General features: G+C 43.4%; 21 protein-coding genes and 3 pseudogenes. 11 read left to right on the forward strand and 13 right to left on the reverse strand.

The genetic code is table 11. From position 1 onward, the window contains the following. The first annotated feature begins 40 nt into the window (after positions 1-40). On the forward strand, positions 41-1,183 hold the full coding sequence (locus tag B9G53_RS04740; protein ID WP_094529704.1) for a cysteine desulfurase family protein: 1,143 nt from the start codon (positions 41-43) through the stop codon (positions 1,181-1,183). Between the two features lie 88 nt (positions 1,184-1,271). Here the strand turns inward: B9G53_RS04740 and B9G53_RS04745 are convergent, their stop codons facing one another. Next, on the reverse strand, positions 1,272-1,661 hold the full coding sequence (locus B9G53_RS04745; RefSeq protein WP_094529706.1) for a universal stress protein: 390 nt from the start codon (positions 1,659-1,661) through the stop codon (positions 1,272-1,274). A 332-nt stretch (positions 1,662-1,993) separates the two neighbouring features. Between B9G53_RS04745 and pnp the strand changes: the two genes are divergently transcribed. Together pnp and B9G53_RS04755 are read left to right on the forward strand one after the other, a co-directional pair. Further along, positions 1,994-4,138 carry a polyribonucleotide nucleotidyltransferase gene (gene pnp, locus B9G53_RS04750; RefSeq protein ID WP_094529708.1) on the forward strand — a complete coding sequence of 715 codons (2,145 nt, stop codon included), beginning with the start codon at positions 1,994-1,996 and terminating at the stop codon, positions 4,136-4,138. 84 nt (positions 4,139-4,222) lie between these two features. Further along, positions 4,223-5,329 carry a nuclease-related domain-containing protein gene (locus B9G53_RS04755; protein WP_094529710.1) on the forward strand — a complete coding sequence of 369 codons (1,107 nt, stop codon included), beginning with the start codon at positions 4,223-4,225 and terminating at the stop codon, positions 5,327-5,329. A gap of 241 nt (positions 5,330-5,570) precedes the next feature. On the opposite strand, the pseudogene B9G53_RS28945 reads toward B9G53_RS04755, so the two are convergent. Both B9G53_RS28945 and B9G53_RS04765 read right to left on the reverse strand, forming a co-directional pair. After that, positions 5,571-5,929: pseudogene (locus B9G53_RS28945) on the reverse strand (element excision factor XisH family protein). Further along, positions 5,877-6,713 carry a zinc-dependent peptidase gene (locus B9G53_RS04765; protein WP_254923554.1) on the reverse strand — a complete coding sequence of 279 codons (837 nt, stop codon included), beginning with the start codon at positions 6,711-6,713 and terminating at the stop codon, positions 5,877-5,879. Before B9G53_RS04765 ends, B9G53_RS28945 begins: the two are co-directional and overlap by 53 nt. 213 nt (positions 6,714-6,926) lie before the next feature. Here B9G53_RS04765 and B9G53_RS04770 point away from each other — a divergent pair, with 213 nt between their 5' ends. After that, positions 6,927-8,270 (forward strand): efflux RND transporter periplasmic adaptor subunit, encoded by a 1,344-nt coding sequence (locus B9G53_RS04770; RefSeq protein ID WP_217901507.1) that lies wholly within the window; start codon positions 6,927-6,929, stop codon positions 8,268-8,270. 61 nt (positions 8,271-8,331) lie between these two features. Then, on the forward strand, positions 8,332-11,547 hold the full coding sequence (locus B9G53_RS04775) for an efflux RND transporter permease subunit (RefSeq protein ID WP_094529714.1): 3,216 nt from the start codon (positions 8,332-8,334) through the stop codon (positions 11,545-11,547). A gap of 36 nt (positions 11,548-11,583) precedes the next feature. Here the strand turns inward: B9G53_RS04775 and B9G53_RS04780 are convergent, their stop codons facing one another. The 8 genes from B9G53_RS04780 to smc all read right to left on the reverse strand — a co-directional run bounded on the left by B9G53_RS04780 (position 11,584) and on the right by smc (position 20,082). Then, positions 11,584-12,261, reverse strand: a complete 678-nt coding sequence (locus B9G53_RS04780) for a hypothetical protein (protein ID WP_094529753.1) — start codon at positions 12,259-12,261, stop codon at positions 11,584-11,586. Then, a complete protein-coding gene (locus tag B9G53_RS04785; protein ID WP_094529716.1) occupies positions 12,258-12,728 on the reverse strand; it encodes a phycocyanin in 471 nt (156 codons plus the stop codon). The genes B9G53_RS04780 and B9G53_RS04785 overlap by 4 nt, the downstream gene beginning before the upstream one ends. Before the next feature lie 70 nt (positions 12,729-12,798). Then, entirely contained in the window at positions 12,799-13,200 is a 402-nt protein-coding gene (locus B9G53_RS04790; protein WP_094529718.1) for a hypothetical protein, read from the reverse strand. A gap of 95 nt (positions 13,201-13,295) precedes the next feature. Next, a complete protein-coding gene (locus B9G53_RS04795; protein ID WP_094529720.1) occupies positions 13,296-14,006 on the reverse strand; it encodes a V4R domain-containing protein in 711 nt (236 codons plus the stop codon). A 64-nt stretch (positions 14,007-14,070) separates the two neighbouring features. After that, positions 14,071-14,577: a 2Fe-2S iron-sulfur cluster-binding protein gene (locus tag B9G53_RS04800; RefSeq protein WP_094529755.1), complete on the reverse strand. Its 507-nt coding sequence runs from the start codon at positions 14,575-14,577 to the stop codon at positions 14,071-14,073. 7 nt (positions 14,578-14,584) lie between these two features. Next, entirely contained in the window at positions 14,585-15,448 is an 864-nt protein-coding gene (locus tag B9G53_RS04805) for a hypothetical protein (RefSeq protein WP_141211710.1), read from the reverse strand. A gap of 434 nt (positions 15,449-15,882) precedes the next feature. Further along, positions 15,883-16,323, reverse strand: a complete 441-nt coding sequence (locus B9G53_RS04810) for a 2Fe-2S iron-sulfur cluster-binding protein (RefSeq protein ID WP_094529724.1) — start codon at positions 16,321-16,323, stop codon at positions 15,883-15,885. Between the two features lie 147 nt (positions 16,324-16,470). Beyond that, positions 16,471-20,082, reverse strand: a complete 3,612-nt coding sequence (gene smc, locus B9G53_RS04815) for a chromosome segregation protein SMC (protein ID WP_094529726.1) — start codon at positions 20,080-20,082, stop codon at positions 16,471-16,473. Between the two features lie 433 nt (positions 20,083-20,515). On the opposite strand from smc, the pseudogene B9G53_RS28950 reads away from it, so the two are divergent. Both B9G53_RS28950 and B9G53_RS04825 read left to right on the forward strand, forming a co-directional pair. Next, a pseudogene (locus B9G53_RS28950) lies at positions 20,516-20,815 on the forward strand (flagellar assembly protein H); the annotation flags it as partial. A 334-nt stretch (positions 20,816-21,149) separates the two neighbouring features. Then, the gene (locus B9G53_RS04825) at positions 21,150-21,386 is read left to right on the forward strand and encodes a hypothetical protein (protein ID WP_094529728.1); all 237 of its coding nucleotides are present in this window, start codon (positions 21,150-21,152) and stop codon (positions 21,384-21,386) included. Positions 21,387-21,422: 36 nt separating this feature from the next. Here B9G53_RS04825 and B9G53_RS04830 read toward each other — a convergent pair whose 3' ends face one another. Continuing rightward, positions 21,423-22,940, reverse strand: a complete 1,518-nt coding sequence (locus B9G53_RS04830; protein ID WP_094529730.1) for a UbiD family decarboxylase — start codon at positions 22,938-22,940, stop codon at positions 21,423-21,425. Positions 22,941-23,047: 107 nt separating this feature from the next. Beyond that, positions 23,048-23,371, reverse strand: a complete 324-nt coding sequence (locus B9G53_RS04835; RefSeq protein ID WP_094529732.1) for a tetratricopeptide repeat protein — start codon at positions 23,369-23,371, stop codon at positions 23,048-23,050. Between the two features lie 131 nt (positions 23,372-23,502). On the opposite strand from B9G53_RS04835, the gene B9G53_RS04840 reads away from it, so the two are divergent. The 4 genes and pseudogenes from B9G53_RS04840 to B9G53_RS04855 all read left to right on the forward strand — a co-directional run bounded on the left by B9G53_RS04840 (position 23,503) and on the right by B9G53_RS04855 (position 26,836). Next, positions 23,503-24,846 carry an IctB family putative bicarbonate transporter gene (locus B9G53_RS04840; RefSeq protein WP_094529734.1) on the forward strand — a complete coding sequence of 448 codons (1,344 nt, stop codon included), beginning with the start codon at positions 23,503-23,505 and terminating at the stop codon, positions 24,844-24,846. A gap of 343 nt (positions 24,847-25,189) precedes the next feature. Then, positions 25,190-25,408, forward strand: coding sequence for a tetratricopeptide repeat protein (locus B9G53_RS04845; protein ID WP_369682993.1), 219 nt, complete (start codon positions 25,190-25,192; stop codon positions 25,406-25,408). Continuing rightward, a pseudogene (locus B9G53_RS04850) lies at positions 25,351-25,545 on the forward strand (hypothetical protein); the annotation flags it as partial. The gene B9G53_RS04845 and the pseudogene B9G53_RS04850, both read left to right, overlap by 58 nt. Before the next feature lie 151 nt (positions 25,546-25,696). Continuing rightward, positions 25,697-26,836: a serine/threonine-protein kinase gene (locus B9G53_RS04855; RefSeq protein WP_094529738.1), complete on the forward strand. Its 1,140-nt coding sequence runs from the start codon at positions 25,697-25,699 to the stop codon at positions 26,834-26,836. Positions 26,837-26,960: the final 124 nt, after the last annotated feature.

Below are 26,960 nucleotides of genomic sequence, written 5' to 3' on the forward strand. Positions count from 1 at the left end.
GCGCCTCCTCTTTTTTGAATGATTAAGATAAAATTGTTTTATGCAAATATACCTAGATCATGGTGCTACAACCCCTGCGCGACCAGAAGTTATCGACCTGATGGCGGACGTGATGCGATCGCAATGGGGCAATCCCTCTAGCCTACATGAGTGGGGCGAGCGCTCAACGATGGCGATCGAGCGATCACGTCTACAAGTAGCTAGTTTGCTAAATGCTGATCCTGAAGGGATTATCTTCACGTCTGGCGGTACGGAATCAGACAATATGGTGATCATGGGAATTGCGCGGCAATACCGTACACCACAGCACATGATCATTTCCTCGGTTGAGCATTCGGCAATACGGCTGCCAGCCCAATATCTCGAACAACATGGTTGGGAAATTACCCGTTTGCCTGTGGATCGCCAAGGTTGCGTTAATCCCACGGATCTGGCTCAAGCACTTCGTCCTAATACCGTACTTGTATCGATTATCACCGCCCAAAATGAAGTTGGCACGATCCAGCCGATTGAGAAATTAGGGCAAATTTGTCGTAATGCTGACGTGTTATTCCATACGGATGCGGTGCAAGCGATCGGCAAAATGCCTATTGATGTGCAAGTTTTACCGATTGATCTGCTTTCACTTTCGGCTCACAAATTTTATGGGTTGCAGGGGATTGGAGCGCTTTATATCAATCCACTTACAACTAAGAAGCGATCGCTAATTCCTTTAGTCCAAGGCGGCGGACAAGAGCGTGGCTACCGTTCAGGCACACAGGCTGTTGCGGCGATCGCAGGTTTAGGTTTAGCCGCCGAACTTGCCGAACAGGAATTACCTGTAGAATCTACACGTTTAGCTAAACTACGCGATCGCCTATACGCATTACTCTCAGATATTCCCGAGCTGATTCCTACAGGCGCGATCACCTCAGCAAGATTACCTCATCACCTCAGTTTTTATCACAAATATATCGATGGTCGTCGCCTTGTCCGTGAAATGAATTTCGCGGGGATTGCGATCAGTTCAGGTTCGGCATGTAGTAGTGGGGCGATCGAACCAAGCTCAATCCTCTTAGAAATGGGATATTCGCCAACGGAAGCCAGAAATAGTATTCGTCTCACTCTAGGGAAATCCAACAATGAAACTGATATTGAATGGACATCCTTAGTAATGCACCAAATTTTGCGCCGCCAATCGTAGAGGCAATTCATGAATTGCCTCTACGATTGGCTTACAGTCCTTTGCGCTCAAGCCAGTATAAAAAAGGCGGCGCGAAGCGCCGCCTTTTTTAAGGAACAACCAACACTGGACAAGGCGAAAGATTAATCACTTTTTGGCTAACACTGCTGCCATCGGGATGCTCTTCGGTCAAACTCATTCCCCGCGAACCCATCACAATTAAATCGGCATTAATCTCATCAGCAAAATCACAAATTACAAAAGCGGTTTTACCCTCAGCTATTTTGCTTTTAATCGTAATACCCACCTCCGCAAAGTAAGCCTCCATTTCTTTAATTAGTTCTTGAGATGAAGCGCGATCGCTGTCAGTAGCTTCAGGATCAGCAACTGATAATACATATAACTGCGCCTGATATTTTTGAATGAGATCGATCACTATGGCTACAGCTTGGCGGGTTTCTTGACTTCTGTTTAAAGGAAATAAAACAGTTTTAAACATAATTCCTACCTAACACTGCAATTCGGATATGAGGTTGTAAACTCAAGAAATTTTTTTTCTTGAATACATTGTAGTAAGTAAAAGAGCCTGACAATATTTAAATTTCTTAATTTTTAACATGCGATCAGCCCTAGATAAACCAATTTAGTGTCGCGGCTTCGCCGCGACACTAAATTGCAGGATCGCCTTTATGGTCGATTAGAAGTACCTACAAAGCGCATATCTCCATTTTTTGCAGTGATCGCGCTTAACAAACAACAGACCCTACTACATCAGTGCTAACATTGCGAGATATATAACGAGAAAAAAGTCAAAACGGAAGTAGATTATAGATGGATGCCGTAACAAAAATTATCCCTTTTTATGGCAGGGAAATTAAATTAAGAATTGGCACTTTTGCACCCCAAGCTGGCGGCTCAGTATTAGTCCAGTGCGGAGAGACTGCAATCTTAGTGACAGCGACCAGAGGTCCTGCTCGTGACGGTGTAGATTTTGTACCACTGCTGGTTGATTATGAAGAGCGCCTGTATGCAGCAGGTCGGATTCCAGGTGGATTCTTGCGTCGTGAAGGTAGACCACCCGAAAAGGCAACTCTCACTTGCCGCCTGATCGATCGCCCCATGCGTCCTTTATTCCCCAATTGGTTGCGTGACGATGTACAGATTGTCGCTACAACAATGGCGATCGATGAAAAAGCACCACCCGATGTTTTAGCGGTAACTGGTGCATCAATCGCTGCGTTAATTGCAGGGTTACCATTTATGGGACCAATGGCTGGTGTGCGTGTTGGTCTAGTCGGCGATGAATTTATCATCAATCCTACCTATGCAGAAGTTGAGGCAGGTGACCTTGATCTGGTAGTTGCTGGTACGGCTGAAGGCATCATCATGGTGGAAGCTGGGGCTAATCAACTGCCCGAAGCTGACATGATCGAAGCGATTGACTTTGGTTATGAAGCCGTACTGGAACTAATCAAAGCTCAACTTGACTTGCTGCAAGAGTTAGGACTTGCTCTCCCCGAAATCGTTAACCCAGTAACCGATCCCACCCTAGAAAACTTTATTGCCAATACGGTTAAAGATAAAGTTGCTCAAGTAGTTGCTAGCTGCGAAAAAGATCGCAATGTGCGCGATGCGGCTCTCGATGCAATCAAGGCTGAGCTTTTAGAAGCGATCGCTGCTTTGCCAGAGGAAGATCCAGTGAAATTGGTTGCTGATAAGAAAGTAATCAGTGCCACTTATAAAGATCTCACCAAAAAGCTGATGCGATTGCAGGTAATCGAGCAGAACGTGCGGATTGACGGACGCAAACTCGATGAAGTTCGCCCGATCTGGACAGAAGTAAGTGTCATTCCTCGCGTCCATGGTAGCGGTTTATTCAATCGTGGCTTGACCCAAGTATTGACGATCGCCACCCTTGGTACACCTGGTGATGCACAGGAAATGGATGATTTGCATCCTGATGCGAAGAAGCGCTATATGCACCACTACAACTTCCCACCCTACTCAGTTGGTGAGGCACGACCAATGCGATCGGCTGGTCGTCGCGAAATTGGTCACGGTGCATTAGCCGAACGCGCTCTTTTGCCTGTACTCCCATCAAAAGCAGAATTTCCCTATGTTCTGCGTCTAGTATCGGAAGTCTTGTCATCCAATGGCTCGACCTCGATGGGTTCAGTCTGTGGTTCTACCCTTGCGCTGATGGATGCAGGTGTACCAATCTCCAAACCTGTAAGTGGTGTGGCGATGGGCTTGATCAAAGAAGGCGATGAAGTTCGCATTCTCACTGATATTCAAGGCATTGAAGATTTCCTTGGCGACATGGACTTCAAGGTTGCGGGTACTGATACAGGTATCACCGCCCTGCAAATGGACATGAAGATCACTAGCATCTCTATGGATACAGTGCGTGCAGCAGTGATGCAAGCTAAGACTGGTCGCGCTCATATCATGGGCAAGATGTTGGAATTGCTCTCTGCACCAAGACCTCAACTTTCTCCCTATGCACCACGCTTATTGACCATTCGCATCGATCCTGAACAAATCGGAATGATCATTGGACCTGGTGGTAAGAACATCAAGGGCATTACCGAAGAGACTGGAGCCAAAATCGACATTGAAGATGACGGCACTGTGATGATTTCCTCGATGAGTGGTGAAGGCGCACTCAAAGCTAAGCGGATCATCGAAAACATGACTCGTCGTGTTGGTTCTGGCGATGTTTATCTCGGCAAGGTCACCCGCATTATACCGATTGGTGCATTTGTGGAGTTCCTCCCCGGAAAGGAAGGAATGGTACATATTTCGCAATTGGCAGAAGGTCGTGTAGGCAAAGTCGAAGATGAAGTTGCTGTTGGTGATGAAGTCTTGATTAAAATCCGCGAAGTTGACAATCGTGGACGTTTCAATCTGACTCGTTTGGGTATACATCCAGACGAAGCTGCTGCTGCTCGTGCTGCTGCTGCATCTGCTGAATAAATTCCAAAAAAGGGTGGATGCGCGAAGCGCATCCACCCTTTTTTGGCTAAAAGTTTAAAAGTGTTTCGGGGGTTTAAGAAAGTAATGATTATTAAAGAGCTAGATCACATTGAAGCAAGCGATCCATTGTCACAAGCGGGATTTCGTGCTGAATCTCAGTTAGCTTTTTATCTGAAACGTGAGTTTAAAGATGATCAACTCTTTCTAATTTTTAACAATCTGCGTTTTGAAAAAGCAGGGGATGCTTGCCAGATTGATCATTTGGTATTGCATCGATATGGATTGATCATCATCGAGAGCAAAAGTGTGACAACTCGCGTTGAGGTGAATGAACTGGGAGAGTGGAAGCGCTGGTTTAATAATGCTTGGCAAGGAATGCCATCACCAATTTTGCAAGCTCAGAGACAGGGAAAATTTATCAAGGATTATTTAGAGGCTAATGTTGAGACGTTGCTGAATAAGAAACTTTTTGGTAATCAATCACATTTTAAGAAGATGCCAATTGATGTATTGGTAGCAATTTCTGATTCTGGGATTATCAATCGACCCAAAAATGACAAGTTAAATAATGTGTGCAAAGCCGATCAAATCCCTGATAAAGTCAGAGAAATCGTTTCTGAATATCGCAAAATTGATAGCTTATTAACTTTTAGTTTAAAATCTGCCTATCTATTTGACATGGAGGAAGTTCCAAGAATTAGTGTTTTTTTGTTGGCAAATCATACGCCATTAAAGGTTAAGGCTAAGTTTAATGATGTAAGTAATACGCCAATAATTTCTAATCCCATCAGTTCGCCAGTTAAAAATCCTTTAATTTCTAAACCGATCGCCACAGACAAACCAGTATCACTGCCGAAAAAGATTATTCCTATCACTCCAAACAATCATCAGCAATCAGACATTAGCCATAAGCCAATAATCAAAACCGCGAAGCCGACTTCAACAAATACTTGTTGCCATTGCCAAAGTCCAAATCTATTGATCGCCTATGTTCACAGTTACTTTTTTAAATGTAACGATTGCGGTAAAAATACGGCAATTAAAAATATCTGTACATCCTGTGGCGATCGCGCCAAGATTAGAAAAAGCGGTTTGCAGTTCTTTAGTGAATGCGAAAAATGTGGCAATTCTCAGTTATTTCATACTAATCCCTCGTTCAATGAAAAACCCAATGTAAAGTCGGGGAATTAGTAGGCTTACCAAATTGGTTAGGAATAGTATCTTGTGCAAGAGCCAAGGCAAGTCTGAGTTGTCGTTGGGCTAAATTGTACTATCTCCTGCTTTTCTAGATCAAATATGACTAGCTTCAAGTCAGGGCGCTGGCTCACTAATTAGTGATATTAAGCTGTAATCCCTATCTGGCAAAGATTTCAGGCTTTAGTCGCAATTTGCTTGTAAAGCCTTGCCAATCAACAGCTTCATCGCTCTATCACTAATTAGCTGTCCAGTGCCGTTCTTGTTGGGCTAACAATTTGGAATACAGTACAAATTGTCCTACAGCCTGTTCTAAATCATGAAGTGGTGATGGATTAAGGAAGCTCTTAATTTCAATAGCAATTTTTTGTCCCTCTAGTTCGGCTGCTAATAAGTTCTTTGCACCTAAATCCACTAAAGCTTTCCGACGACCAATTGATCGTTTGTAATCTGCAAACCATCCTTTTGTAAAGCTTTTCTCACAGTACTGTGGTAAATGTCTTTTGCCACTTTAGATCTCATGTATATAGATAGAATTATAGCTTTAATTCTGCCATTGTCGAGGATCGAGATGATAGTATCTTTGTAAGAGTTCATAGAGATCTTGATGCTTTTGATTTAACTGATGCGGCTTCTCAAAGAACGTCTCCGTGGCTACTGCAAAAAACTCTGCAGGATTAGTCGCACCATAACTATCGATGACAGTCTTTTTGCCATTTTCGACGCGATCGCATAGTTGCAAATATTCCGCCGACATCACCTTTTTCCATATCTCATAATCTAAAGCCCTCGCTAAAATTGGCACACCTTCCGCTTGACCATCCTCTTGATCGAGCTGATGCGCGAACTCATGCAAAATCACATTATGTCCATCTTTCCAATTGCGAATATCTTGCTGAACTTGTTCCCAAGAAAGAACTAATTGATCTCTTGTCCATGACTCTCCTAATCTAGCGACACGGCGTTCTTCCACTACATAGCTATTCATTGTTAGCTCATTTACAATATAAGCATGGGGATATACGAGAACGGAGCGTAGGTTTGGGAAGTAGGTCTTGCGATCGCCAAATAACAACAAACAAGCGATCGCCGCGATCGTGACTTTCATCTCTTCCGTAATTTGCAATCCTAGACAGCCAATAAATTGCTTCTCTTTCAGAAATACTTGTATATAGCCGAGCAATTCTTTTTGCTGCTCAGAAGTCAAATCCCTATAAATAGAAAGATTACTTTCGATAATGCTTAACCATGACTTAGGAAATTGCTGCGACATGAGGCGATCGCGTTGCCACTTCACAAACAATGGATAGCACAGAATTCCTATAGCGATCGCACTGATCACAATAGAAAAGATAATTGCTACAACATTTGGAGGAATCACTGAGGTGAGATTAGTTGAAAAATAAAGAACCAATTCTTTGTGGCGCGGCTACGCCGCGCCACAAAGAATTGGTTCTTTATTTTACTGCGAGTCACTAGGTATTGACGACGACAAGCATTTATTAACTAAAAGATTTATCGTGAGAATCTCGCACAAAATAAAGTAACATCGCTTAGAATGACTTTAGAAAACTCAACATTTGCCCTCACACCTATGAAAGCTATTTGGATGTTAGCGGCGATCACAGGCTTATCAGTTGGAATTACTAGCTGTGGTGCAGCTAAAGACGCAACTCAAGCCCAGACCCAAAGCCAAAAACCATCTACAGCCGTAGATGTGGCGATCGCTAAGTTTGATACTCTCCAAGCTGAGACAGAGTACACAGGCACAACTGCACCAATCAGAGAAGTGTCTGTAAAATCGCGACTGGAAGGGCGTTTACTCGATTTGAATGTAGATGTTGGCGATCGTGTGGAAACTGGACAAGCAATCGCCCAATTGGATGATGCAGTTCTATCTGCAACTGTGCTTCAGGCTGAAGCGGAAGTTGCGGCAAGGGAAGCGGAAGTTGCGCAAGCAAGTGCGGGTGTAGGAAATGCCCGCGCCCAAGTGGAAAGAGCCAGACTGGAATATCAACAAGCACAAGCTGATGCAAATCGCTTCACCCAATTGGCTAAAGATGGAGCCGTATCTTCCCAAACTGCGGAGACTGCGATCACCCGTGCGCGATCGGCTGAGCAATCATTGCGATCGGCTGAGCAACAAGTCAGTCTTCAGCAACAAACGGTGGGAGCAAGTTCACAGAGAGTTTTAGCTCAAGAAGCGATTAGATTAAGAGAACAGGAGCGTCAATCCTACACTACGATTACTGCACCAATTAGTGGTGTTGTGCTAGAGCGAGTTAGTGAAACTGGCAATCTTCTATTCGCAGGGAATGACGTAATAAAATTAGGTGATTTTAGTCAAGTTAAGGTAATTGTACTGATTTCAGAACTGGAGATTAGCAAGGTTCGTTTAAATCAATCGGTTGACGTGCGATTTGATACATTCCCCAATCAAAAGTTTACAGGAACGGTGAGACGGATTTCACCAGTAGCTGATCCCGTAGCCCGTCTCATACCTGTGGAAGTTGTAGTTCCCAATCGTGACAATAAGCTGGGTAGCGGTCAATTAGCGAGAGTGCAGTTTTCAAGTAGTCAGGCTCGCCAGATTGTGATTGCGGAAACCGCACTAGAAGCAGCAGGACGACCGACACAATCACCTAAAGATGCAAATACCCAGACCAATCAACAAGCAAAGCCGAAAACAGATCCAAAGTCTAATACTAATGCTAGTAGTCAAGGAAAGCCGAAAACTGGCACAGTTTTTGTGATTACTGGTGATCAGCAAGAACCCAAAGTGGCGGCGCGTAAAGTTACTCTTGGCGATCGCCGTGATGGCAAAGTTGTGATTCTCTCTGGTTTAAAGGAAGGCGATCGCATTGTGGTTAGGAGTGGTGGCAAGTTACAGGATGGTGATGCTGTCAAGCTCAGCGTGTTATCGGAATCTTCTAAATAATGATGCAAGACGCTTTGCGCCTTACATCATTATTTTTTTTAATTATTTTTAAGAGGTAACTATGAGCAACCAAGACTCGTCCAGTCCCAAGCCGACAGGATTTAGCATTAGTGCCACAGCAATTCGCCGCCATATTGGGACGCTGATGCTGACGATTGCCATTTTTGTGATGGGTGCATTTTATGTGACCCGCTTACAAGTGGACTTACTACCATCAATTGTTTATCCCCGTATTGGCGTACAAATTGATGTTCCGGGGGTTTCTCCAGAGGTAGCCATTACCGAGGTCACTAAACCTCTAGAAGAAGCTTTAGCAATTACTGAGGGTGTGAATCAGCTTTTTTCGCGTACTCGCGAAGGACAGGTAAGAGTTGACTTATTTTTTGATGCAGGTAGTGATGTTGATCAGGCTCTGAATGACGCAGTGGCTAGCTTTAACCGTGGTCGGAGCCGTCTACCCGATGTCGTCGAGAATGAAAGAATTTTTAAATTTGATCCGTCCCAATTTCCGATCTATGAGTTTGCGCTCACATCGCCTTCCTTGTCATTGCCAGAGTTGCGGCTATTTGCGGATGAGGAGTTGGGGCGGGAACTGGCGATCGTGCCGGGGGTCGCGGGTGTTGACGTAGTTGGTGGGGTTAGGGAAGAAGTACAAGTTAATCTCGATCTGCCTCGATTACAATCAGCAGGTGTCAGCGTTAATGATGTTTTGAACGCATTGCGCGATCGCAATATCGATATTTCTGGTGGGAGGTTACGCAATGGCACGGTTGAGCCACTGACTCGGGCGATCGGCAAGTTTAAAAATGCTCAAGAACTAGAAAATTTATCCTTTGTTGTTGATAATCCATCGGCTACCACCCCGTCTAGACAAGTCTATTTGCGAGACTTTGCAGAGATTATTGATAGTACTGAAGAACAGAGGGTTTTTACGACTTTAAATGGACAGGAAGCAGTACGGTTGTTAGTAACTAAGCAGCCCGATGCCAATACGATTGAGGTAGTTGATCGCGTCAAAGAAAAGATTGCCACCCTTCAGGAAAATGGTTTGATTCCTAGTGATGCTGAGGTAACAGCCACCATTGACGAGTCAAGACTGATCAGAGCTTCGGTTGCCAACGTGGCTTGGTCGGGGATTATTGGTTCCGGCTTAGCGGCGATCGCTGTGTTTTTATTTCTAGGATCATTACGCCAGACCCTAATTATCTCTCTCGCTATTCCCTTAGCTACCCTTGCGGCAGTCATCTGTATGGGTATTTTTGGCTTCTCTTTGAACCTGTTCAGTTTAGGGGGACTAGCTCTCGGTGTCGGTATTGTTGTGGATAACTCGATTGTGATGTTAGAGAACATTACTATCGGAATTGATAAAATCCGCAAGCGCAATGGTGGTGAAGTTGGATTTGACGACATTATTCACCAATCACAGGCTAGCAGTGCCGAAATTGAATCAGCCCTAATTGCTTCTACTAGTACTAACCTTGTTGTAATTTTCCCATTTCTATTGCTAGGTGGATTTCTATCCCTGCTATTCAATCAACTAATTCTCACCATTAGTTTTGCTGTAGCTGCTTCGATCATAATCGCGGTAACTATCGTACCGATGATGGCTTCGCGACTATTGGCAATCCCTTGGTCAAGCCGTTTAAATGAATCTTGGTTCATGGTCGGATTTGAGCGTCGTTTTGCGGCGGCGACCCTTGGCTATGCAGGATTTTTAGCAAGGATTGTCCATTATCGTCTTTTGGTTGTAATTGCTCTATTTGCCATCCTTGGCGGCGGCGGTTTCCTGATGGCAAGACAACTTCCCCAAGAAATCATTCCCCAAGTTAAAACAGGTGATGTTAACGTCAATGCTCAATTCCCAGCAGGCACAACCCTTGCTGAAAATATGAAAGTGATGGCACTAGTTGATGAAATTCTGATTAAGCAACCTGAAACTGCCTACTCATTTGCAACTATTGGCGGCGGTTCCTTTGGTAATAACGTTACTTCTAATCCTTTGCGTAGTGGCAGTACCGTGACCCTCAAGCCAAATGTTGACCTTACTGGCTTTGTGAGTCGAGTTAACCGAGAAATTGCCAAACTAAATCTCGCAGGAGTAAGGGTTCGGGTTAACCCCGGACAAGTGCGTGGGATTATTGTCAATAATTCACCTGTACCCAGAACCGATATTGATGTCGTTTTGCAAGGTAATAATCCAGATATATTGACGCAAGCAGGTACAGAAGTTCTAGGAGCCTTAGAGAAGTCAGTCAAAGGCGCAACCTTCCGTCCCGATACCGATGCCCGTCAGCCTGAGATCCAAATTATTCCTGATTGGGAACGTCTGCAAGCGTTAGGACTATCCACGCAAGCGATCGGCTCAACTCTGCAAACTGCGATTACAGGTTCAGTTCCCACACAGTTACAACGCGGCGATCGCCTAGTCGATGTGCGCGTGCAGCTTGATCCTGAGTTACGTAAAAACTCTTCGCAATTGCAGCAAGTCCCTCTATTTGTTAGCAATAATCGTCCTGTCCGACTCGCTGATGTGGCGACTTTAAGCGAAGGTCGCGCCCCAGGAGAAATTCAACGGATTAACCAACGCCAAGTATATCTACTGCTCGGCAGTGTAGAGCGTGGTGCAAGTCTGAGTGATGCCCTCAAACAAACTGAACAGGCGATCGCGGAAATTAATTTGCCCGATGGTGTCACTGTATTACCTAGCTCTGCGAAAGCTGCTAATGACAACCTTTCTGGAGCCTTTGGCGTATTAGGTTTACTAGCATCATTCCTCGTATTTGTGGTGATGGCAGTACAGTACAACTCATTGCTCGATCCCTTGGTAATTATGCTGACGATTCCTCTTGCACTGGCTGGCGGTGTTGTGGGTCTATACGTGACCAATAGCTCGATCAATGTGATGGTAGTCATCGGCGTGATCTTGCTGATCGGGATTGTGGTTAACAATGCGATCGTGCTGGTGGAACTGGCGAACCAAATCCGTGAAGAGGAAAAATGCAGCCGTATTCAAGCCATGTTAAAAGCTGCACCTACTCGCCTCCGCCCGATCCTGATGACTACGATTACAACGGTAGTTGGTGCATTTCCGCTAGCTCTGGGTGGCGGCGATGGCGGCGAATTTTTACAACCGCTTGGGATTGTGATTTTCTCTGGATTGGCTCTTGCTACGCTGCTGACCTTATTCTTAATCCCTTGCTCCTATGTGCTTTTGCATGAGTTTAGCTGGGCAAAAGTGAGTAAGTTAGTGCCAATTAAAGCCTCATCTAGAAATTAACAAACAAAAAAGCGGTGCTTTGCACCGCTTTTTTGTTTAAGCCGCAAGTTTATCCAAGATTTCCGCTGTTCGCATTCCTTGTTTTACCCAACCCTCAACTGGTTGAACTTTACTAGTGAGTCCAACCAGAAAGCGCGTGTAACTCTCCTGTTTAGAGGAATTATCAACATCAGGATCTGGCTGCGACGACCAGTCAGTGGCACAGGCGCGAATATCCTTACCTGCCCAGCGTGAAAACCACGCAGCAATAAAACCTGCTTGCAATTGATGCCAAGGTAACTTACCCGACTGCAAGCCAATTTCACTGCCCGTCGTTAGCACAGAATTTTCGGTGGTTACGACGATCAGCCCATGTTGACGATGGCTAAAGTCAAGGGTTATGGTTCCCATGCCATGTACTGTCCAGAGTTGGCGCATTGTGGCGAGAAATTCCACCGCATTAGTCGCCATAATTGTCGTCCCTTGATAGGACTCGATTTCGCTACGAATGTGATCGTAGAAAGAGCCGCCCCAGCCAAAGCCAAAGGTATAGAGTGCTAAAGTACCTGCTTGCCCTGCCTCAGAATAAAGCGAGCGGTGGATACTCCGTAACAAGAAATCTGGCACAGCCACAAGGCGATCGCCTTGACGAGTAGAGAGCAACCCCGTCGCAGGATCGGACTTGACGTAAAAACGAGGGGAAAAGTAATTACTAGGAATTGAATTGGTAATCATTGGCTTAACCATTGGTGGGCGATCGCAAGGTATGGCAGTAGCAAATCCGCATTTTCCTTAGGAAGATTTGCCTGAACGGATTTCTGCAAGGAGCGATAGACAAAATCATTTACACGTTGGTTTTTTAAAGCCAACATAATGTTTTGCATCCAATACAGCAACCGATCTTTGAGCAATTCTTCATCTTGCAATAACATGGCTGTCGCACAGTATCGCAGCACCAAAGCCATGTCCCGATTACATTTATTACCGCCATCAACAGTTACTTTTGCCGCCACCTCAGGAGCCGTGCTAATAATCTGTTGCATGACTTGCTCAAGAATGACATTTTCCTTAGTCTGGAGCAGATCATAGGTTTGACGACGCTGTTGCCAAGAAGCGATCGCTCCATCCAATGTCCGCAAATCTTCGGGTGTAATGTAGGAGCCATCGGCACGATCTAAAACATTTTCTAAGAGAGTAAGCATAATTTTAAAAGTTTAATTAAATGATGGTTTAGAAAATAAATGTGCTTTGCACATTTGTTTTTTGGTGCGATTAGGAATCAGGAAAATTAACCAGCAAATCCTCCAGCAAAGTCAGATCTTCCTCCTTCGCAATCAAGACTTCCTGACTCTCAGCATTCCACTCGATTTGCTCAATCAACTCTTTGGTTGTTAAAAACTCCAAATTGTCAATATTGTCTAACCCTAATAAAAAAGTTGCAGGACGCGAATTCAAAATTGGTGGCTCACTACTCAGAGGACTTTGCTCATGGAGATCTTCATAGTGTTGCGATCGCGGCGATCGCTTAGAAGGAGAGCCACCTAAATCCGCAGTAAAAAATACTTTGAGCGATTTAATTAGTGACTTCCATAGCTTTTTGAGCCAATGTAGCCAATTTTTTAACGACCAATTTTTTAAAGTGTGATTGGCACGATAATTACTTCTTTTTCTCAACTTAAATTCCTCCTGTATCCATTGACTGAGCTATATCTCTTTTCAAGTAAGTAGTTATTTGCCTGCCAAAGGCAGGCAAATAACTACTTACTTCGCTATAGTCCATTACCATTAGTAGAATCTTGCTCTAGTAACCTTTCTTCAATTTCTTGAGCAGTAGCACCAGAACTTAGCCAAAATTCGGCAGCCTTAATCCGAGTCTCTGACCCAATCAAGAAACGGCAAAAGTCATTCCCCATCGAATAGCATTGAATTTCAGTACTACTCAATCCTCGATTGAGCATCACCGAAAAGAAACCTGCTAACAATCCTGCATAAAGAAAACATACAGGCTTACCAATATTTCCCATCGATTTTGCTACTGCCGAATCAAATAGGTCAACAAAGATGAAACCTTCGCGAATCGAACTAAGATCGACATTCCATTTTCCCCAGCCTTGAGATGTCAATGGCCACCACCAAGTCTCTAGGGCAAAGCTAAGACTAGATTTATTAATACTGAACTGAAAATCTCTCTCAAACCAGATTTTAAAATCTTTGGCATCCTCAGTTCCCCAATCTTTGCCAATCAAATACATCAACCAGCCAGAAGCTTCGCCAACTTCATGGTCTAGCCCTTTGAGCAGTGACACAATAAAATCATCACTAGCTAACACATACTGATGTTGGTTCCAGTCTCTAATTTGTCCTTTAGACTGATCAAATTTAAAAAATGTATGGCGACTATAATGACAAACTTGAGATAAAGAGGTTAATCGAAGAAGCGATTCTTCATTAGTATTAGTACGAAAGGTTGATTTGGTCATTTGCAATCCTCAGATTGATCCGATGAAATAGATATAAATTGGCGATCGCAGAGCTTCAGTAATGTTATTTACCTGAAGCCATAGATTTTTCTGGCGGTAATAAAATTTGACTTAAATCAGTACTGAAAGAGGAATCAATTTCAGCCATTTTTTCTAAGGCTGAACGTAAAATCAGTTTACCTTCTTCAACTAAAACGTCACCAGTTAAAGGATGGATTAGATTTTGCTGAGCGCGTTTTCCGATTAAGTTTTTTAATTCCCCAATCGAACCGATATACATCCCTTGAGGAACTTCAATCACGATGCCATCTTGCCAAACCTTTGCCTGACAAGCCAGACGTGAATTTGCTTTAGATGAAGTGATAAAGCTGAGGGTTAATATTTCCTGTTCACTTTTGGGGCTTAGCGATTTTTCCCCAGCTTGAATATACACATGACAAGTTGCACATCGCCCCTGACCACCACAGGCTTGAAGTACATTCATCTCCTGTTTGATCAAAACACTGAGTAAAGTACTGTCGGTTGAAACCTCCACATCTTGATTTAAAGGTTGTAATTTTATCTGTTTCACTTCGATCTCATTCAACTGGGGAAATTAGCTTGGAAACATCGGCAGATAGAGTTTTGGCTTGCAATATCTGCGAGAAGTCAACAATGACGCGCTCACATTCTTTCAAAAAAGCTCTTACCCATGTTTGAATATCTTGCAATTGAACAGGATTTAATGGCTCAATCTGCTCAGAGATAAAGGGACAACTTATTTGTCCTTGATAGTCAACCTTCCAATATTCAAGAGAGGGATGGAGTGAAACTAGGCTGGCATGACTTTTTTTCCAATAGTTCGCGATCGCCAATGGTCCCAAATAACTGGAACTGTACTTAGTCAGTCGGTTTAGGGCTACTAGGGTTGCCTCCCACGTTAGGGTGTCAGACTTGTCTGTAGCTGCATTAGCTTCCCCATTGCTATTTCGATTATTTTGGCTAGAATCTTCGATCGCAATTTGCAGGACGTTACGAATCAAAGCTTGCTGGAATTGATGTACGTTTTGAGGATGCACACTTATTATGTCACGGACACCTCGATCAATCGCCCACTTCCGAAAAAAGTCACTAACCTCCAGTTGATCAACTAGTAAAATGATCGGCAAATCCTGCCATTGTTTGAGGCATCGGCGACAAACCTCTAACCAATTTAAATCTTCCAGTGTACCCAACAAAATTAGATCAGAAGATTGTTGAGTAACAGTCTGCACCAATTGCTGATAATTGGAACAGAGATCAGGAACCCAGCGGTTATCTTTTTTGATTTCTTGAAGAATAACTTGCGAGACTGTTGGTTTTGACTCAGCTAAAGCCAAATGGATAAGCTGCTTTTTTTGATACGGCTTATCCACCAATTCTTCAAAAAAAGAATCAGAGTTATTCATTGTTAATGTCTGCATTGCAATTTGTTATAAGTTTTTATTAAAAGTTTTTATTTTTATAATATTCAAAGTTTAAAATTGGATTAATGACAAAAAAATGATTTAAAAATTAGAATAACGTTTTTAGAAAATCCCCCAATCCGAAACATACAGGTTTTCAAGTCTGTGATTAACAGAGATGTCCTGCCCTAGGGAGTTCAGGACAAAACTTGGTTAATTCATAAATCATGAAAGATGCAACAGGTAGAGGTAATAATTTTGTTAACCAGTCTATAACCTCTTAAAAGACAAGTATCTAAAAGTTAAAAAAAATATGTAATTTTTAACACTAGAGCAATTCTAAACAATTTGTGAAAGTGTGCTACGAAGTAGCACACTTTCACAAATTGTTTAATCTCACCATTTGTTTTCCTAAAACATAAGAGGCGGCGCGAAGCGCCGCCTCTTATGTTTTAGGAATCACTTAGTAATCGTTCTAAAATTTCTTGTGTAATTAGATTCCCTTCTTGAACTAACAACTCATTGGTGATGGGGTGATAGATATTGCGAGGAGCAATACGGTTTTTGAGGCGTTCAAAAATTTGTGCTAGTTTTTTGTCAGCTTTGTTATCTAGATAAAAAACAACTCCATCCTCTAAGACTGAAGCTTGGCAGGTCAGACGATAAAGCGATAGATCGCGGCGCGTATTTTTGAGGGTGATCTGTTCTAGGGTTTGCATCGGGCTGAGGCAGTTTGCTCCCTCAAATACTCTCAGAGCGCAAGTACCGCAGGTTCCTTGTCCTTGACATGTGGCAACTAGTTCAACCTTGGCATGTTTAAGCGATCGCCACAATCTATTTTTTGCGGAGACGTTGATCGTAATTCCTAGAGGTTCGAGTTTAATGCGAGGCATAGAGATTAGATTGTGCCGAAAAAAGTGTATTGTTCTGAGATGAACCGCACAATGCGTTGATGATCCTAACCTTTTTTGGACAAGTTTAATAAAAAACAATTTAAGTGTTTCCTTCGCCGAAGGCGAAGGAAACACTTAAATTGTTTTTTATGAAGTTGCGATTGAAGGCGATCGCAGTTCTAAGCCCAAAACTTGCGTATGCTCACCTCTTGCTTGAGTTACACCAATTGTTCGTTCTGAGGCTTCGATCATGGGGCGGCGCAGACTGACCACAATGAATTGGGCGAGGTTAGCTTGCTTGCGTACCATCTTCGATAGACGTTCCACATTCGAGCCGTCAAGGAACATATCTACCTCATCAAAGGCATAGAATGGTGATGGGCGATAGCGTTGTAAAGCAAAGATAAAGCTGAGGGCCGTGAGAGATTTCTCTCCTCCAGACATGGATGCTAGATGCTGAACTTGTTTCCCTTTAGGATGAGCAACCAAAGTCAGTCCACCACTAAGAGGAGCATTGGGATTTTCTAATTGTAGATAGCCGTCGCCATCAGAGAGTTCGGCAAAGATCTCTTTGAAATGTCCATTTACCGCATCAAAGGCTTGCATGAAAGCACGTTGACGTAAAGTTGTAAAGTTCTCAATTCTGATTAAAAGTTCAGTGCGTTCTTGGTTAAGGGTTTCTAGACGGTTGCTAAGTTCTTCAAGACGTTGGGATGTTGCTTCGTATTCAGCGATCGCCATCATATTGACTGGCTCCATCGATTGAATACGCTTGAGTAAGCGGCGTTGCTCTAGTTGTAACTGTTCGAGAGTCATGGTCTCAGGAACTTCAGGAACAATATCAGGAAGTTCAATTTGATCAAGTTGTTCAGTAAATTGAACTATTTGCTGTTCGAGTTCGGTTTGACGTTCACAATTTTTTTGGAGTTGCCATTGCTGCTGCTGTTGTTGTTGCTGTTGAGTACGCAGTGATCGCTCACAGGCATCACGCTCTTGTTTTGCTGAGCCAATGGTTTGTTCGAGAACTTCTAAGCGAGATTGATAGGAGGCGATCGCGGCTTCAGTTTGTTTGATTTGATGCTGAATTTGTGATGTGCTATTAATCAGTTCGGCTTGAGTACTACGCAATTCTTGGAGACGAGTTTGACGTTGTGCCATTTTCTCCAAGGCTAATTTATGCTGATTTTCTAATTCTCCTAACTGTTGCTTAGCGGTCCGCAGTTCAATTTCCGCCGTATTGAGCAGAGCTTCTTGACCTTGCAATGCGTCTTGAGCTTGAAGCCAACGGGTATGGGTTCCCGATTTTTCCAGTTCTGTAAGTTCGGCACGCTTGACTAAAAGTTTTGCTTCTAGTTCCGCAATGTTGCCATCAAGGGTATTTAATTGGGACTGCCCAATCTCAATTGCAGCACGAGTTTGTTGAATCTGGTCTTGCAAGCGAGAGCGATCGCGACTATTGCGTTCGATTTGTTCATAGATGCGATCGCGTTGGAGTTGGGCTTCGCGATGAGTCGTCCTTGCTGCTTGCAATTGCTCTTCATATTTAGCAATTCCCGTTAATGCGCCACGCAAACGTTGATTCAGACGAGCTAACATCTGATCGATTTCCAACAGGCGATCGCGAAGTTGCTTTGTTTCCGAAGATTCCGCAGGTTTAGTATTGCCAAAATGGAGACTGGTATGCAAAGGAGCGCTACCACCCGTCATCGCCCCTGATGTTTCCAGAATTTCTCCTTCTAGGGTCACCATACGGTATTTACCAATATGGAATCGTGCTTGATCAAGATGCTCGAATACGAGAGTATTCCCAAACACGAAGGAGAATACATCTTGATAGCGATCTTCGTAGGTGACTAGATTGAAGGCATAGTCGATCGCCCCTAGCTTTTGCGCTTCTGTACGTGAAGGAAACCTAGCCGACTGTAATTTGTTTAGAGGTAAGAAAGTAGCTCGACCTGCGCGTTCGCGTTTAAGTAAAGCGATCGCTTCCGCTGCAACTTGATCATTCTCAACCACCAAGTTTCCTAAGCGTCCACCTGCACAGATTTCCAGAGCCAATTGATAGCGGGGTTCCACCAGTCCCAACTGAGCGACTAATCCATATACGCCCGACATGTCCGCTTCAATCACCACCTGTGAAGCTTTAGTTCCCTGTACTTCTCGGCTAGCTTGTACCTGAGCCTCCAATTTATCGAGTTGGCGAGTTTTGACGCGCTGTTCTTGAGTAATTCGATCAATAGTCTCATTCTGAAGTTGCACTTCTAATTGAGCCTCGGCAAGATTTTTAGCAAGGGTCTGAACTAAAGACTCGGCTCCACTTACTTCCGCTTCTTGTAGGCGTAAAGCATCTTCAAGGGACTGGTTAGACAACATGTCAACTGCATAGCGACCTTCGCCAGCCATGACTTCTTGCAGTTCGCGCTCTTGTGATTCTAATTGAATTGAACGTTGGTTAAGAACTTCTCGAAGTCGAGTTTGCTCTTGTTTTTGAGGATCGAGTTCTGCTTGAGCATGATCCGCATCCTGACGCAATTGTGTTTGTTGACGCACCCATTCCGATGAAGCTGAGGCGATCGCTTGGACTTCCTTGCGATATTGCGAAACAATCGATGACTGTTGATCACGGGCTTTTTCGGCAGTAATTACCGATTCTTCTTTAAATTGCTTTTGTGATTCTAGTTCTTCAGCTTCATGCAAGAGGCGATCAATTTCCTCTTGCGTGCTGACAATATGGTTCTGATTATTTTGATAGGAGCTAGTCAGAGATTGCTGCTGACGTTGTAAGCCACGTAGTTCAGCTTGTTGAGCCGATAAGTTACTAGAAACCGAGAGATATTCTTCTTCACCGAGAGTATGGACGCGATCGCTTAATTCATTAAGTTGGACAGTGCCTGTCTCAATCACCTGCGATAGCTCGGCTAGAGACTTTTCTAAATTGCTACATTGTTCCTTATTATTAACCAGCTCAACATTGCGAAGTGATTGCTGATAGAGGATCTCACGCTGCTGAAGAACTGCCTCAGAAGCTTCCATCCGTTCGTATTCTAGCCGTAGCGCCTTATATTTTTCAGCTTTGACGCGATCGCCTTTTAGTTTCTCCTTATTGGCAATTAGTTCTTGCTCAACTATCCGAAATCTCTCTTCCTGAGCTTTGACATCATCCAATTTATCTTTTGCCGTAGCAATTTTGCGATCAAATTCACCTACACCTGCCAATTCGTCAATAATTTCCCGCCGTTCTCGTGAATTCATCGAGATAATGCCCGTTACATCCCCTTGCAAAACAACATTATAACCTTCAGGATAAATACGGAATTTGGCTAATTGTTCATGTAACTCACTTAAATTACAAGGAGTTCCATTAATGTAATAAGTAGAAGTGTAAGTCCCCTGACTAGTCACCCGCAATTTTCGCATCACTGTCCATTCACCCACAGACTGCCCTTCTGCTGTAGGTATTTCTACGCCTTCAGCCTGTAGAGCTGTCACTTCAGCATCTTCAAGAGCAAAGGTAACCGTAACGATCGCCTCAACCATCCGACCTTTTTTACTATGGGCTTGGTTCACTAAGTCTGGTAAGCGATCGGCTCGCATCCCCTTGGAGCCTGCAAGTCCCAGGGCAAACAGCAGTGCATCAAGAATATTTGACTTACCCGAACCATTGGGTCCTGAAACAACAGTAAACCCAGTCATTAATGGGATTGACACAGTTGAGCCAAAGGACTTAAATCTGGTGAGTTCTACATTTTTAATGTACATATGCAATATACGCGATAGCGATCGGGGGGAGGTAAGCTAGTTTTTGGCAGCAGGAAAGTGCCAATACGTTATCACAACTTGGCAAAAATGGCATAGATATTCTTAAAACAATACTATGGACAAAGTTAGTCAGAAATAGAGCCGTAAGAGCAAAGTTTGTGGAAATTAGGGTGGGATTTAATCAAGGTAAGGTCTAAATCTAACAGGGAAATAAAGCGGACAAGGAGATGGTGATTGAGAGCCAGACGTTTGTAAGTCGCCATAGAGAAAACAAAAGGTTTGAGAGAATGAGATGAAAGATGAAGTTGCCAAGCCTCAAACTTGGCAAGATTAAGAGCCATCAAATTAGCGTTGAAATGAAAGTCAATCTTAGTCAAATCACGAGCTTGGCAATCGGTTAAACCTGTAAATTACTAAGCGTGACGAAAGATGAAAATCCATTACTCTAACTAAACTTGAAGCCTCGGAACATGCCTTCGAGCCAATCCGCGCCGACTCGGTTATATTTTTAGAATCATCAGACCTGATCCTGCACATCGAATTTCAAACTGAGCCTAATAAAAATATTCCCTTCCGCATGGCAGATTATCGACTGCGGCTATATCGGAGATTTCCTGAAAAGGAGATTCATCAAGTAGTTATTTACCTCACCCCCAGCCAATCACCCTTAGTATATGAAAACACCTTTAATTTAAGAGAACTCAATCATCAATTCAACGTAATCCGTCTCTGGTAGCAGTCAACCGCAATATAGCAAAGCAAGTTTTGCTTAGGACATAAAACCCAAGAATCGAGTGGCGGCGCGAAGCGCCGCCACTCGATTCTTGGGTTTTGGTTTGTACTATCTAACTCTTTTTTTACTATATTTCAAAAACATGCAGGACTTTTACCCTTTGCCACACTGTCCAAGACCGACAGTCCCGCAGAAACATTAAGACAAGTGGCAAGGCAAATTGAAAATATTACCGATCAGCAAGTCCAAAGTAACGTAGCCGCATCGACAGCTATTAATATCTGGCATAGCCCTAAAAAAAGAAATCATCCACAGACTTTTAAGGAGCGAAATCATGAAAGAATCAGTTGTTTATCAAGAAATTCTGCTTGAAGGCAAAGCTGAAGGGAAGGCTAAGGAAAGAGAAAAAATTGCTATGAACATGATACGTTCCAATATTTCCGTAGATTTAGTTGCCCAATTTACAGGGTTAACCCCAAAGCAAGTCCAAAAACTTCAACTCCTCCAGACAAAGCAGTCCCAGAGTCCTAATGCGTCAAAAGTAAAGCGTTCCTCAAAAAAACTAAAATAATAGGTGTGGCGCAAAGCGCCACACCTATCACAATTGTTAATGAATGTCGTAACCAAACAAATTAGGATCGGCTCCGTCTAGCTTTAAATCTGCCAACCCATATTCAGCCCAACGCCTAGTCACCATATCCGCTACATCAGAATCACTCTCTAATGGATCTCCCCAATCGCGATCGGTTTCGGGATAGATTTTGGTAGTGGCATCAATGCCCATGCGTCCGCCTAGCCCTTCCTTTTCACAGGCAAAATCAAGGCTATCAAAGGGATTGTCAGGCAAGATAAACACATCACGAGTAGGATCAACCTTGGAACTGAGTGCCCAAACTACCATCCTTGGATCGCGAATATTGATCGTATGGTCAACCACAATTACAAATTTAGTATAGGTAAACTGGGGCAAGGCACTCCAGAATGCGAGGGCAGCGCGTCTGGCTTGACCTGGGTAAGCCTTTTTGATGGAAATAATTGCGGCTTTATAGGATAGGGCTTCCATCGGTAAAAAGAAATCGGTGATTTCAGAAACCTGTTGGCGGAGGATAGGCGTATAGATGCGATTTAAGGCGATCGCCATCATCGCTTCTTCCTTGGGGGGCAAACCGCTAAAGGTAGTCAGATAAATCGGATCTTTGCGATGGGTCATGCAATGGAATCGGATCAAAGGTGCTTGCTCGTTGATACCACCGTAATAGCCCATATGATCGCCAAAAGGTCCATCGGTTCCTATTTCATGGGGCGTAATCGTTCCTTCTAAAACATATTCTGCACAGGCGGGAACTTCCAAATCAAGGGTTTTACATTTGGTAAGTTGTACGCCTTCATTGCCATAGAGTCCTGCAAAAATCCATTCCGATAGATCTACAGGAATTGGAGTCGCCGCCGCCATGATCAGCACGGGATCAACACCGATCGCGATCGCAATTTCGAGTTTCTTGCCTGCCTCAGTTGCTTTGCGTAAATGTCTTGCGCCACCGCGCACTGACAGCCATTGCACGGTCATTGTATTTTTGGACTGTTGCTGTAAGCGATAGACTCCTACATTAGGAATTCCATTCTCGACATCTTTGGTAATGACTAGGGCAAGGGTTACAGCTCGTCCGCCATCTTTGGGATAGGGCTTAAGAATCGGAATCTGATCAAGATCGACTTCATCGCCTTTTAACACCACATCTTGACAAGGGGCGTTCCCAAAGAGAACTTTTTGGGGACGGGACTTAACTACATCAAAGAGAATTTTCCCGAACTCGATCGCTTGAGAGATTTTCTTCGGTGGTTTTGGACTTTGCAGTTTCCCTAATTTTGTACCGAGGACTTCTAATTCTGACTGTTCCTTCATACCCATCGCCCAGCAGACGCGCTCCACTGTACCCAACAAATTTACAGCGACGGGTGTTTTGTAACCTTTGACATTCTCAAATAGCAGTGCTGGTCCAGCCGATTGCAATAGACGGTTGCTGATCTCGGCAATTTCTAATTCAGGATCAACAAGGGCTTTGACTCGATGGAGTTGTTTGCGTTCTTCGAGCAGATTGAGAAACGATCGCAGGTCACGGGTCATAGGAATTTGGTGGCGCTTTGGCAATGAGTCAGTAATCTATTGTAACTAAATGTTACGCACTCCAATCCAAAAAAGATGAAAGGCGGCGCGAAGCGCCGCCTTTCATCTTATAGTCCTAAAGTCTTGGCATATTCACAATCAGTATTAGCTCCTTCGGCATCACCAATCTTTGCTCTAGCTAAGCCGCGATTAAAATAGGCTGGAGCAGCATCGGGCGCGAGTTCGATTACCTTGTTATAGTCTTCGATCGCTCCAGCATAGTCTTCAATTTCAGAGCGATCGTAGGCGCGATTGTAATATGCCTCAGCATAGTTGGGATCAAGAGCAATTGCAGCAGTGTAATCGGCGATCGCCCCAGCAAAATCTTCATTTTCGGCGCGTTCCATACCGCGCTCATTGTATGCTTCTGCGGAATCAAGTTTGTCCGTCATTGCTTTAAAAAGTAATTACTGATTGTGCTTTTCTTCTAAGATATAGCAATAAAACCCAGAAATTTAGAAAGGTAAGCTTTGCGAAACCATTCTAAATTTAATGTCATGTTGATTAAGTTGATCCTTACTGTATGAATTCCAAGCTCAAACTACCGTTTCTCCATGTCTACAGTAAATTTTTGCAATTAATTAGCCCATTACAGGCTTGGCGCGAAGGTAGTCGCTTGCTAAGTGCGAGATTTTTGGGATGTTTATTGGTTGTCCTGATTGCGACCTTACCTTTTTTAGAAAATGCTCAAACTGGAGTAATTGGTGCTGCGGTAGCGATCGCATGGTTAATGCTGTGGCTTAGCGATCGGCGTGATGGTGAGGATGAGACTGTCCCAATCTGGACACCGATACATTTACCTCTGATTAGTTATTGGGCGATCGCGCTAATTGCTACATTAATTTCGCCTGTGCGCGTAGCGGCGCTCGATGGCTTGGTCAAGCTCACAATTTACATGTTGGCTTTTGTGTCCATGAGTCGGATGATGCGCTTGGGTTGGCGATCAATTTTAATTGCTGCTTATCTAATTACGGCTTTGGTCGCCAGTGCCTATGGAGTACAGCAGTGGTATCTCGGTGCACCCGAACTAGCCACATGGACAGATCCCACTTCTGAAACCGCAGGAGTTACACGAGTCTATAGCTTTCTTGGCAATCCGAATTTATTTGCAGGATATTTGATGCCAGCTTTGCCGATGGGTGTAATTGCGGCAATCCACTGGCCAAACTGGGGTATGAAAGCTCTAGGAGTGATCACTGCGATTATGGGAGCGTTCTGTATTACCCAGTCGCAAAGTCGGGGTGGACTGATGGGACTTGCTGCCACAGGTTTTACCCTAGCGTTGCTCTTGGTTTATTGGTGGGGCAAGCGTTTGCCATCTTGGACTTTACCTGCCACTTTCGGCGGAACCGCAGGGGCAATCGCTTTAGGGACCATTCTCGTTCCAACATTGCGTAAGCGCGTGGGTAGTATTTTTGGAACCGAGGATAGCAGTAACTCCTTTCGCGTTAATGTCTGGCTTGCTGTCTTGAAAATGATCAAAGCCACGCCAATTTTGGGGATTGGACCTGGTAATAAGGCTTTTAACCTAATCTATCCGAAATATCAGCGGTCAGGCTATAGCGCTCTTGGGGCTTATTCCGTGCCGCTGGAACTAACTGTCGAGACAGGAATTATTGGTGTAATTTGCTATGGCTGGCTAATTTTCACGATCTTGAGCCAAGCATGGATTGCTCTCAATCGTTTGAGAAGCGATCGCAATTCTAGTGGTCTATGGATTATCGCTGCGATCGCGACTATTGTGGGGATGATCACGCATGGCTTAGTAGATACTGTTTGGTATCGACCTCAAGTGCAATTACTCTGGTGGTTAGCGATCGCGATCGTCAGTAGTTTCTATATCGCTCCAATTAAAAATGCAGAATAAAATGGCGTAGCCATTTTGTGCTTGGCTCAATAGGTGTTTCGGGGAGGGGCTTTAGCTTAAATAACTGAAATGCTTGATGTACAGTAGTTTTAGCCTTGGAGGTCTTTGATGTCTGAAATACCCGTCATTAAAAGCATTGAACCATTTATTATGTTTGACCTCCCCGAAACACTTATTGAGTCAAAACTTTTTCCTTTCTACTTTTTCCTTTTTCCTTGTAGGTGGGGTAGTGATAAGTGAGGCAGCGCTGGCGTAGACAGAAGAGGAGCGCAAGGCAGAAGAAGATCGAATCTTAAAGTTATGCCGCGACAACTTGAATGCTCAAAAATTTCAGGAAGCATTATTGGCTTGTCAGGCGGCTTTAGAAGATTTCAAGAAAACTAATAACTTGAGGGAGCAGGGACTTTCACTTAATAACATCGGGTTTGCCTATAACTCTCTCAATCAGTATCAAAAAGCGATTGATAATTTGCAACAATCTTTAAAAATTGCAAGGGAAATCAAAAAACGATCGCACAGTGGCACGATCGCGGTAATCAAGAAGTCTTTAAATATGAGCTAGAAAATGGCGATCGCCTTAGAGCTACTAAGGATCACAAGTTCATGACTCTTGATGGTGAGATGCTAGCGATCGATGAGATTTTTGAGCGTGGGATGGAGCTAATGACTATCGACACTGAACGTAGGTTAGTTGTTTGAGTTGTTTTATGGTTTATAACAGCGATCGCCTAAACAGTTGTCAGTAATTTAGCGACTTGGTTGATGATGGTAATAGGTATGAGGCGATCTAAATATTTTATGTGGCTAGGATATACTTTAAAGTATATTTTTATTGCTATCGACTGTAACTATGGCTTGGCAAGAAGGGCAGCTTATTCAAGAAGGGAAATACGAAATCAAGAAAAAACTGGGACAAGGAGGGTATGGGACTGTATATCTTGCTCGTGATGATTATAAAGCAAAAAATGTTGCGATCAAAACTTTGCATGAGCATCTGAGAGAAAATGAAGATTATGAAAGGTTTGAGCAGGATTTCATGAATGAGGCTAGACGATTAGCAGGATTCAGTCATCTTCCTTTTATTGTAAGTATCTATGAGGTTATTAAAGAAGAAGATATTTGGGGAATTGTAATGGAGTATGTTGATGGCAAGAATCTAGATCTTCTTGGAATCATTTCTGAAGAATTAGCTCTACTTTACATACAACAAATCTCTTCTGCATTATCGGAAGTTCATGAAAAGGGACTACTACATAGAGATATCAAGCCCAGTAACATACTGGTGAGAAATGAAACTAACGAGGCTATTCTGGTTGATTTTGGAATTGCCCGTGAATTTACTGCAAAAATCATACAAACACAAACACCTCTTTGGACTCCTTTTTATGCTTCTCCAGAACAGTACAACGAAAGAACAGAAAGATCGGCATCTTCAGATATATATTCTTTAGCCGCAACTCTTTATAAGATCCTCACTGGTAAGGATCCAGAAGCAGCACCTTCTAGAATGTGTGGGTGTGAATTAAAATCTCCTAAACAACTCAACCCTAATATAAGTGATGTGGTTGAAGCAGGGATTTTACAGGGGCTAGAATTACAGGCTGATAATCGCCCTCAATCTATCAAGGAATGGTTGGAGATAATGGAGTTGAAAATCATTACTCCTTCTGAATATAAGATTTCCCAGAATACTATTAACCTTAAAAAAGCTGAAGAAAGTATTGCTGAATCAGAGGAAAGAAAAAGGATTGAAGGGCGCGTGAAGTTCTACATATCAGAATTGTATGCGCCAGAACCATCATCTAGACATCGCGCTATCCAAGAACTAGGTTTACTAGGAGAAAGTGCATCTTCATCTGTTCCGCATTTAATTAAAATAATTCAAAACGTTGATGATACATTTTGTCATGATGTAGAAATTGCATTAAGTAAAATTGGAGCGTCATCAGTTATCCCTCTTACTCAATTACTTACTCCCTTCCCGCTATAAGATCAGTGAATTAATGAAAAGATAAAATCCAGTGTTTTTCGTAATTGTATTTTTGAGAGAAATTGACTGGATTCAAAAAACTGCTCTAGCTGATTAGTGATATCTCCTAATGTTTTGCCAATAG

Origin of the sequence: Pseudanabaena sp. SR411 (assembly GCF_002251945.1) — a bacterium.
Lineage (GTDB): Bacteria > Cyanobacteriota > Cyanobacteriia > Pseudanabaenales > Pseudanabaenaceae > Pseudanabaena.

What these genes read in the sequence shown, in the direction of transcription:
- B9G53_RS04740 (WP_094529704.1), top strand. Translation starts at nt 41, where the DNA reads ATGCAAATATACCTAGATCATGGTGCTACAACCCCTGCGCGACCAGAA.
- B9G53_RS04745 (WP_094529706.1), bottom strand. Translation starts at nt 1,661, where the DNA reads ATGTTTAAAACTGTTTTATTTCCTTTAAACAGAAGTCAAGAAACCCGC.
- pnp (WP_094529708.1), top strand. Translation starts at nt 1,994, where the DNA reads ATGGATGCCGTAACAAAAATTATCCCTTTTTATGGCAGGGAAATTAAA.
- B9G53_RS04755 (WP_094529710.1), top strand. Translation starts at nt 4,223, where the DNA reads ATGATTATTAAAGAGCTAGATCACATTGAAGCAAGCGATCCATTGTCA.
- B9G53_RS04770 (WP_217901507.1), top strand. Translation starts at nt 6,927, where the DNA reads ATGAAAGCTATTTGGATGTTAGCGGCGATCACAGGCTTATCAGTTGGA.
- B9G53_RS04775 (WP_094529714.1), top strand. Translation starts at nt 8,332, where the DNA reads ATGAGCAACCAAGACTCGTCCAGTCCCAAGCCGACAGGATTTAGCATT.
- B9G53_RS04780 (WP_094529753.1), bottom strand. Translation starts at nt 12,261, where the DNA reads ATGATTACCAATTCAATTCCTAGTAATTACTTTTCCCCTCGTTTTTAC.
- B9G53_RS04785 (WP_094529716.1), bottom strand. Translation starts at nt 12,728, where the DNA reads ATGCTTACTCTCTTAGAAAATGTTTTAGATCGTGCCGATGGCTCCTAC.
- B9G53_RS04795 (WP_094529720.1), bottom strand. Translation starts at nt 14,006, where the DNA reads ATGACCAAATCAACCTTTCGTACTAATACTAATGAAGAATCGCTTCTT.
- B9G53_RS04805 (WP_141211710.1), bottom strand. Translation starts at nt 15,448, where the DNA reads ATGCAGACATTAACAATGAATAACTCTGATTCTTTTTTTGAAGAATTG.
- B9G53_RS04810 (WP_094529724.1), bottom strand. Translation starts at nt 16,323, where the DNA reads ATGCCTCGCATTAAACTCGAACCTCTAGGAATTACGATCAACGTCTCC.
- smc (WP_094529726.1), bottom strand. Translation starts at nt 20,082, where the DNA reads ATGTACATTAAAAATGTAGAACTCACCAGATTTAAGTCCTTTGGCTCA.
- B9G53_RS04825 (WP_094529728.1), top strand. Translation starts at nt 21,150, where the DNA reads ATGAAAGAATCAGTTGTTTATCAAGAAATTCTGCTTGAAGGCAAAGCT.
- B9G53_RS04830 (WP_094529730.1), bottom strand. Translation starts at nt 22,940, where the DNA reads ATGACCCGTGACCTGCGATCGTTTCTCAATCTGCTCGAAGAACGCAAA.
- B9G53_RS04835 (WP_094529732.1), bottom strand. Translation starts at nt 23,371, where the DNA reads ATGACGGACAAACTTGATTCCGCAGAAGCATACAATGAGCGCGGTATG.
- B9G53_RS04840 (WP_094529734.1), top strand. Translation starts at nt 23,503, where the DNA reads ATGAATTCCAAGCTCAAACTACCGTTTCTCCATGTCTACAGTAAATTT.
- B9G53_RS04855 (WP_094529738.1), top strand. Translation starts at nt 25,697, where the DNA reads ATGGCTTGGCAAGAAGGGCAGCTTATTCAAGAAGGGAAATACGAAATC.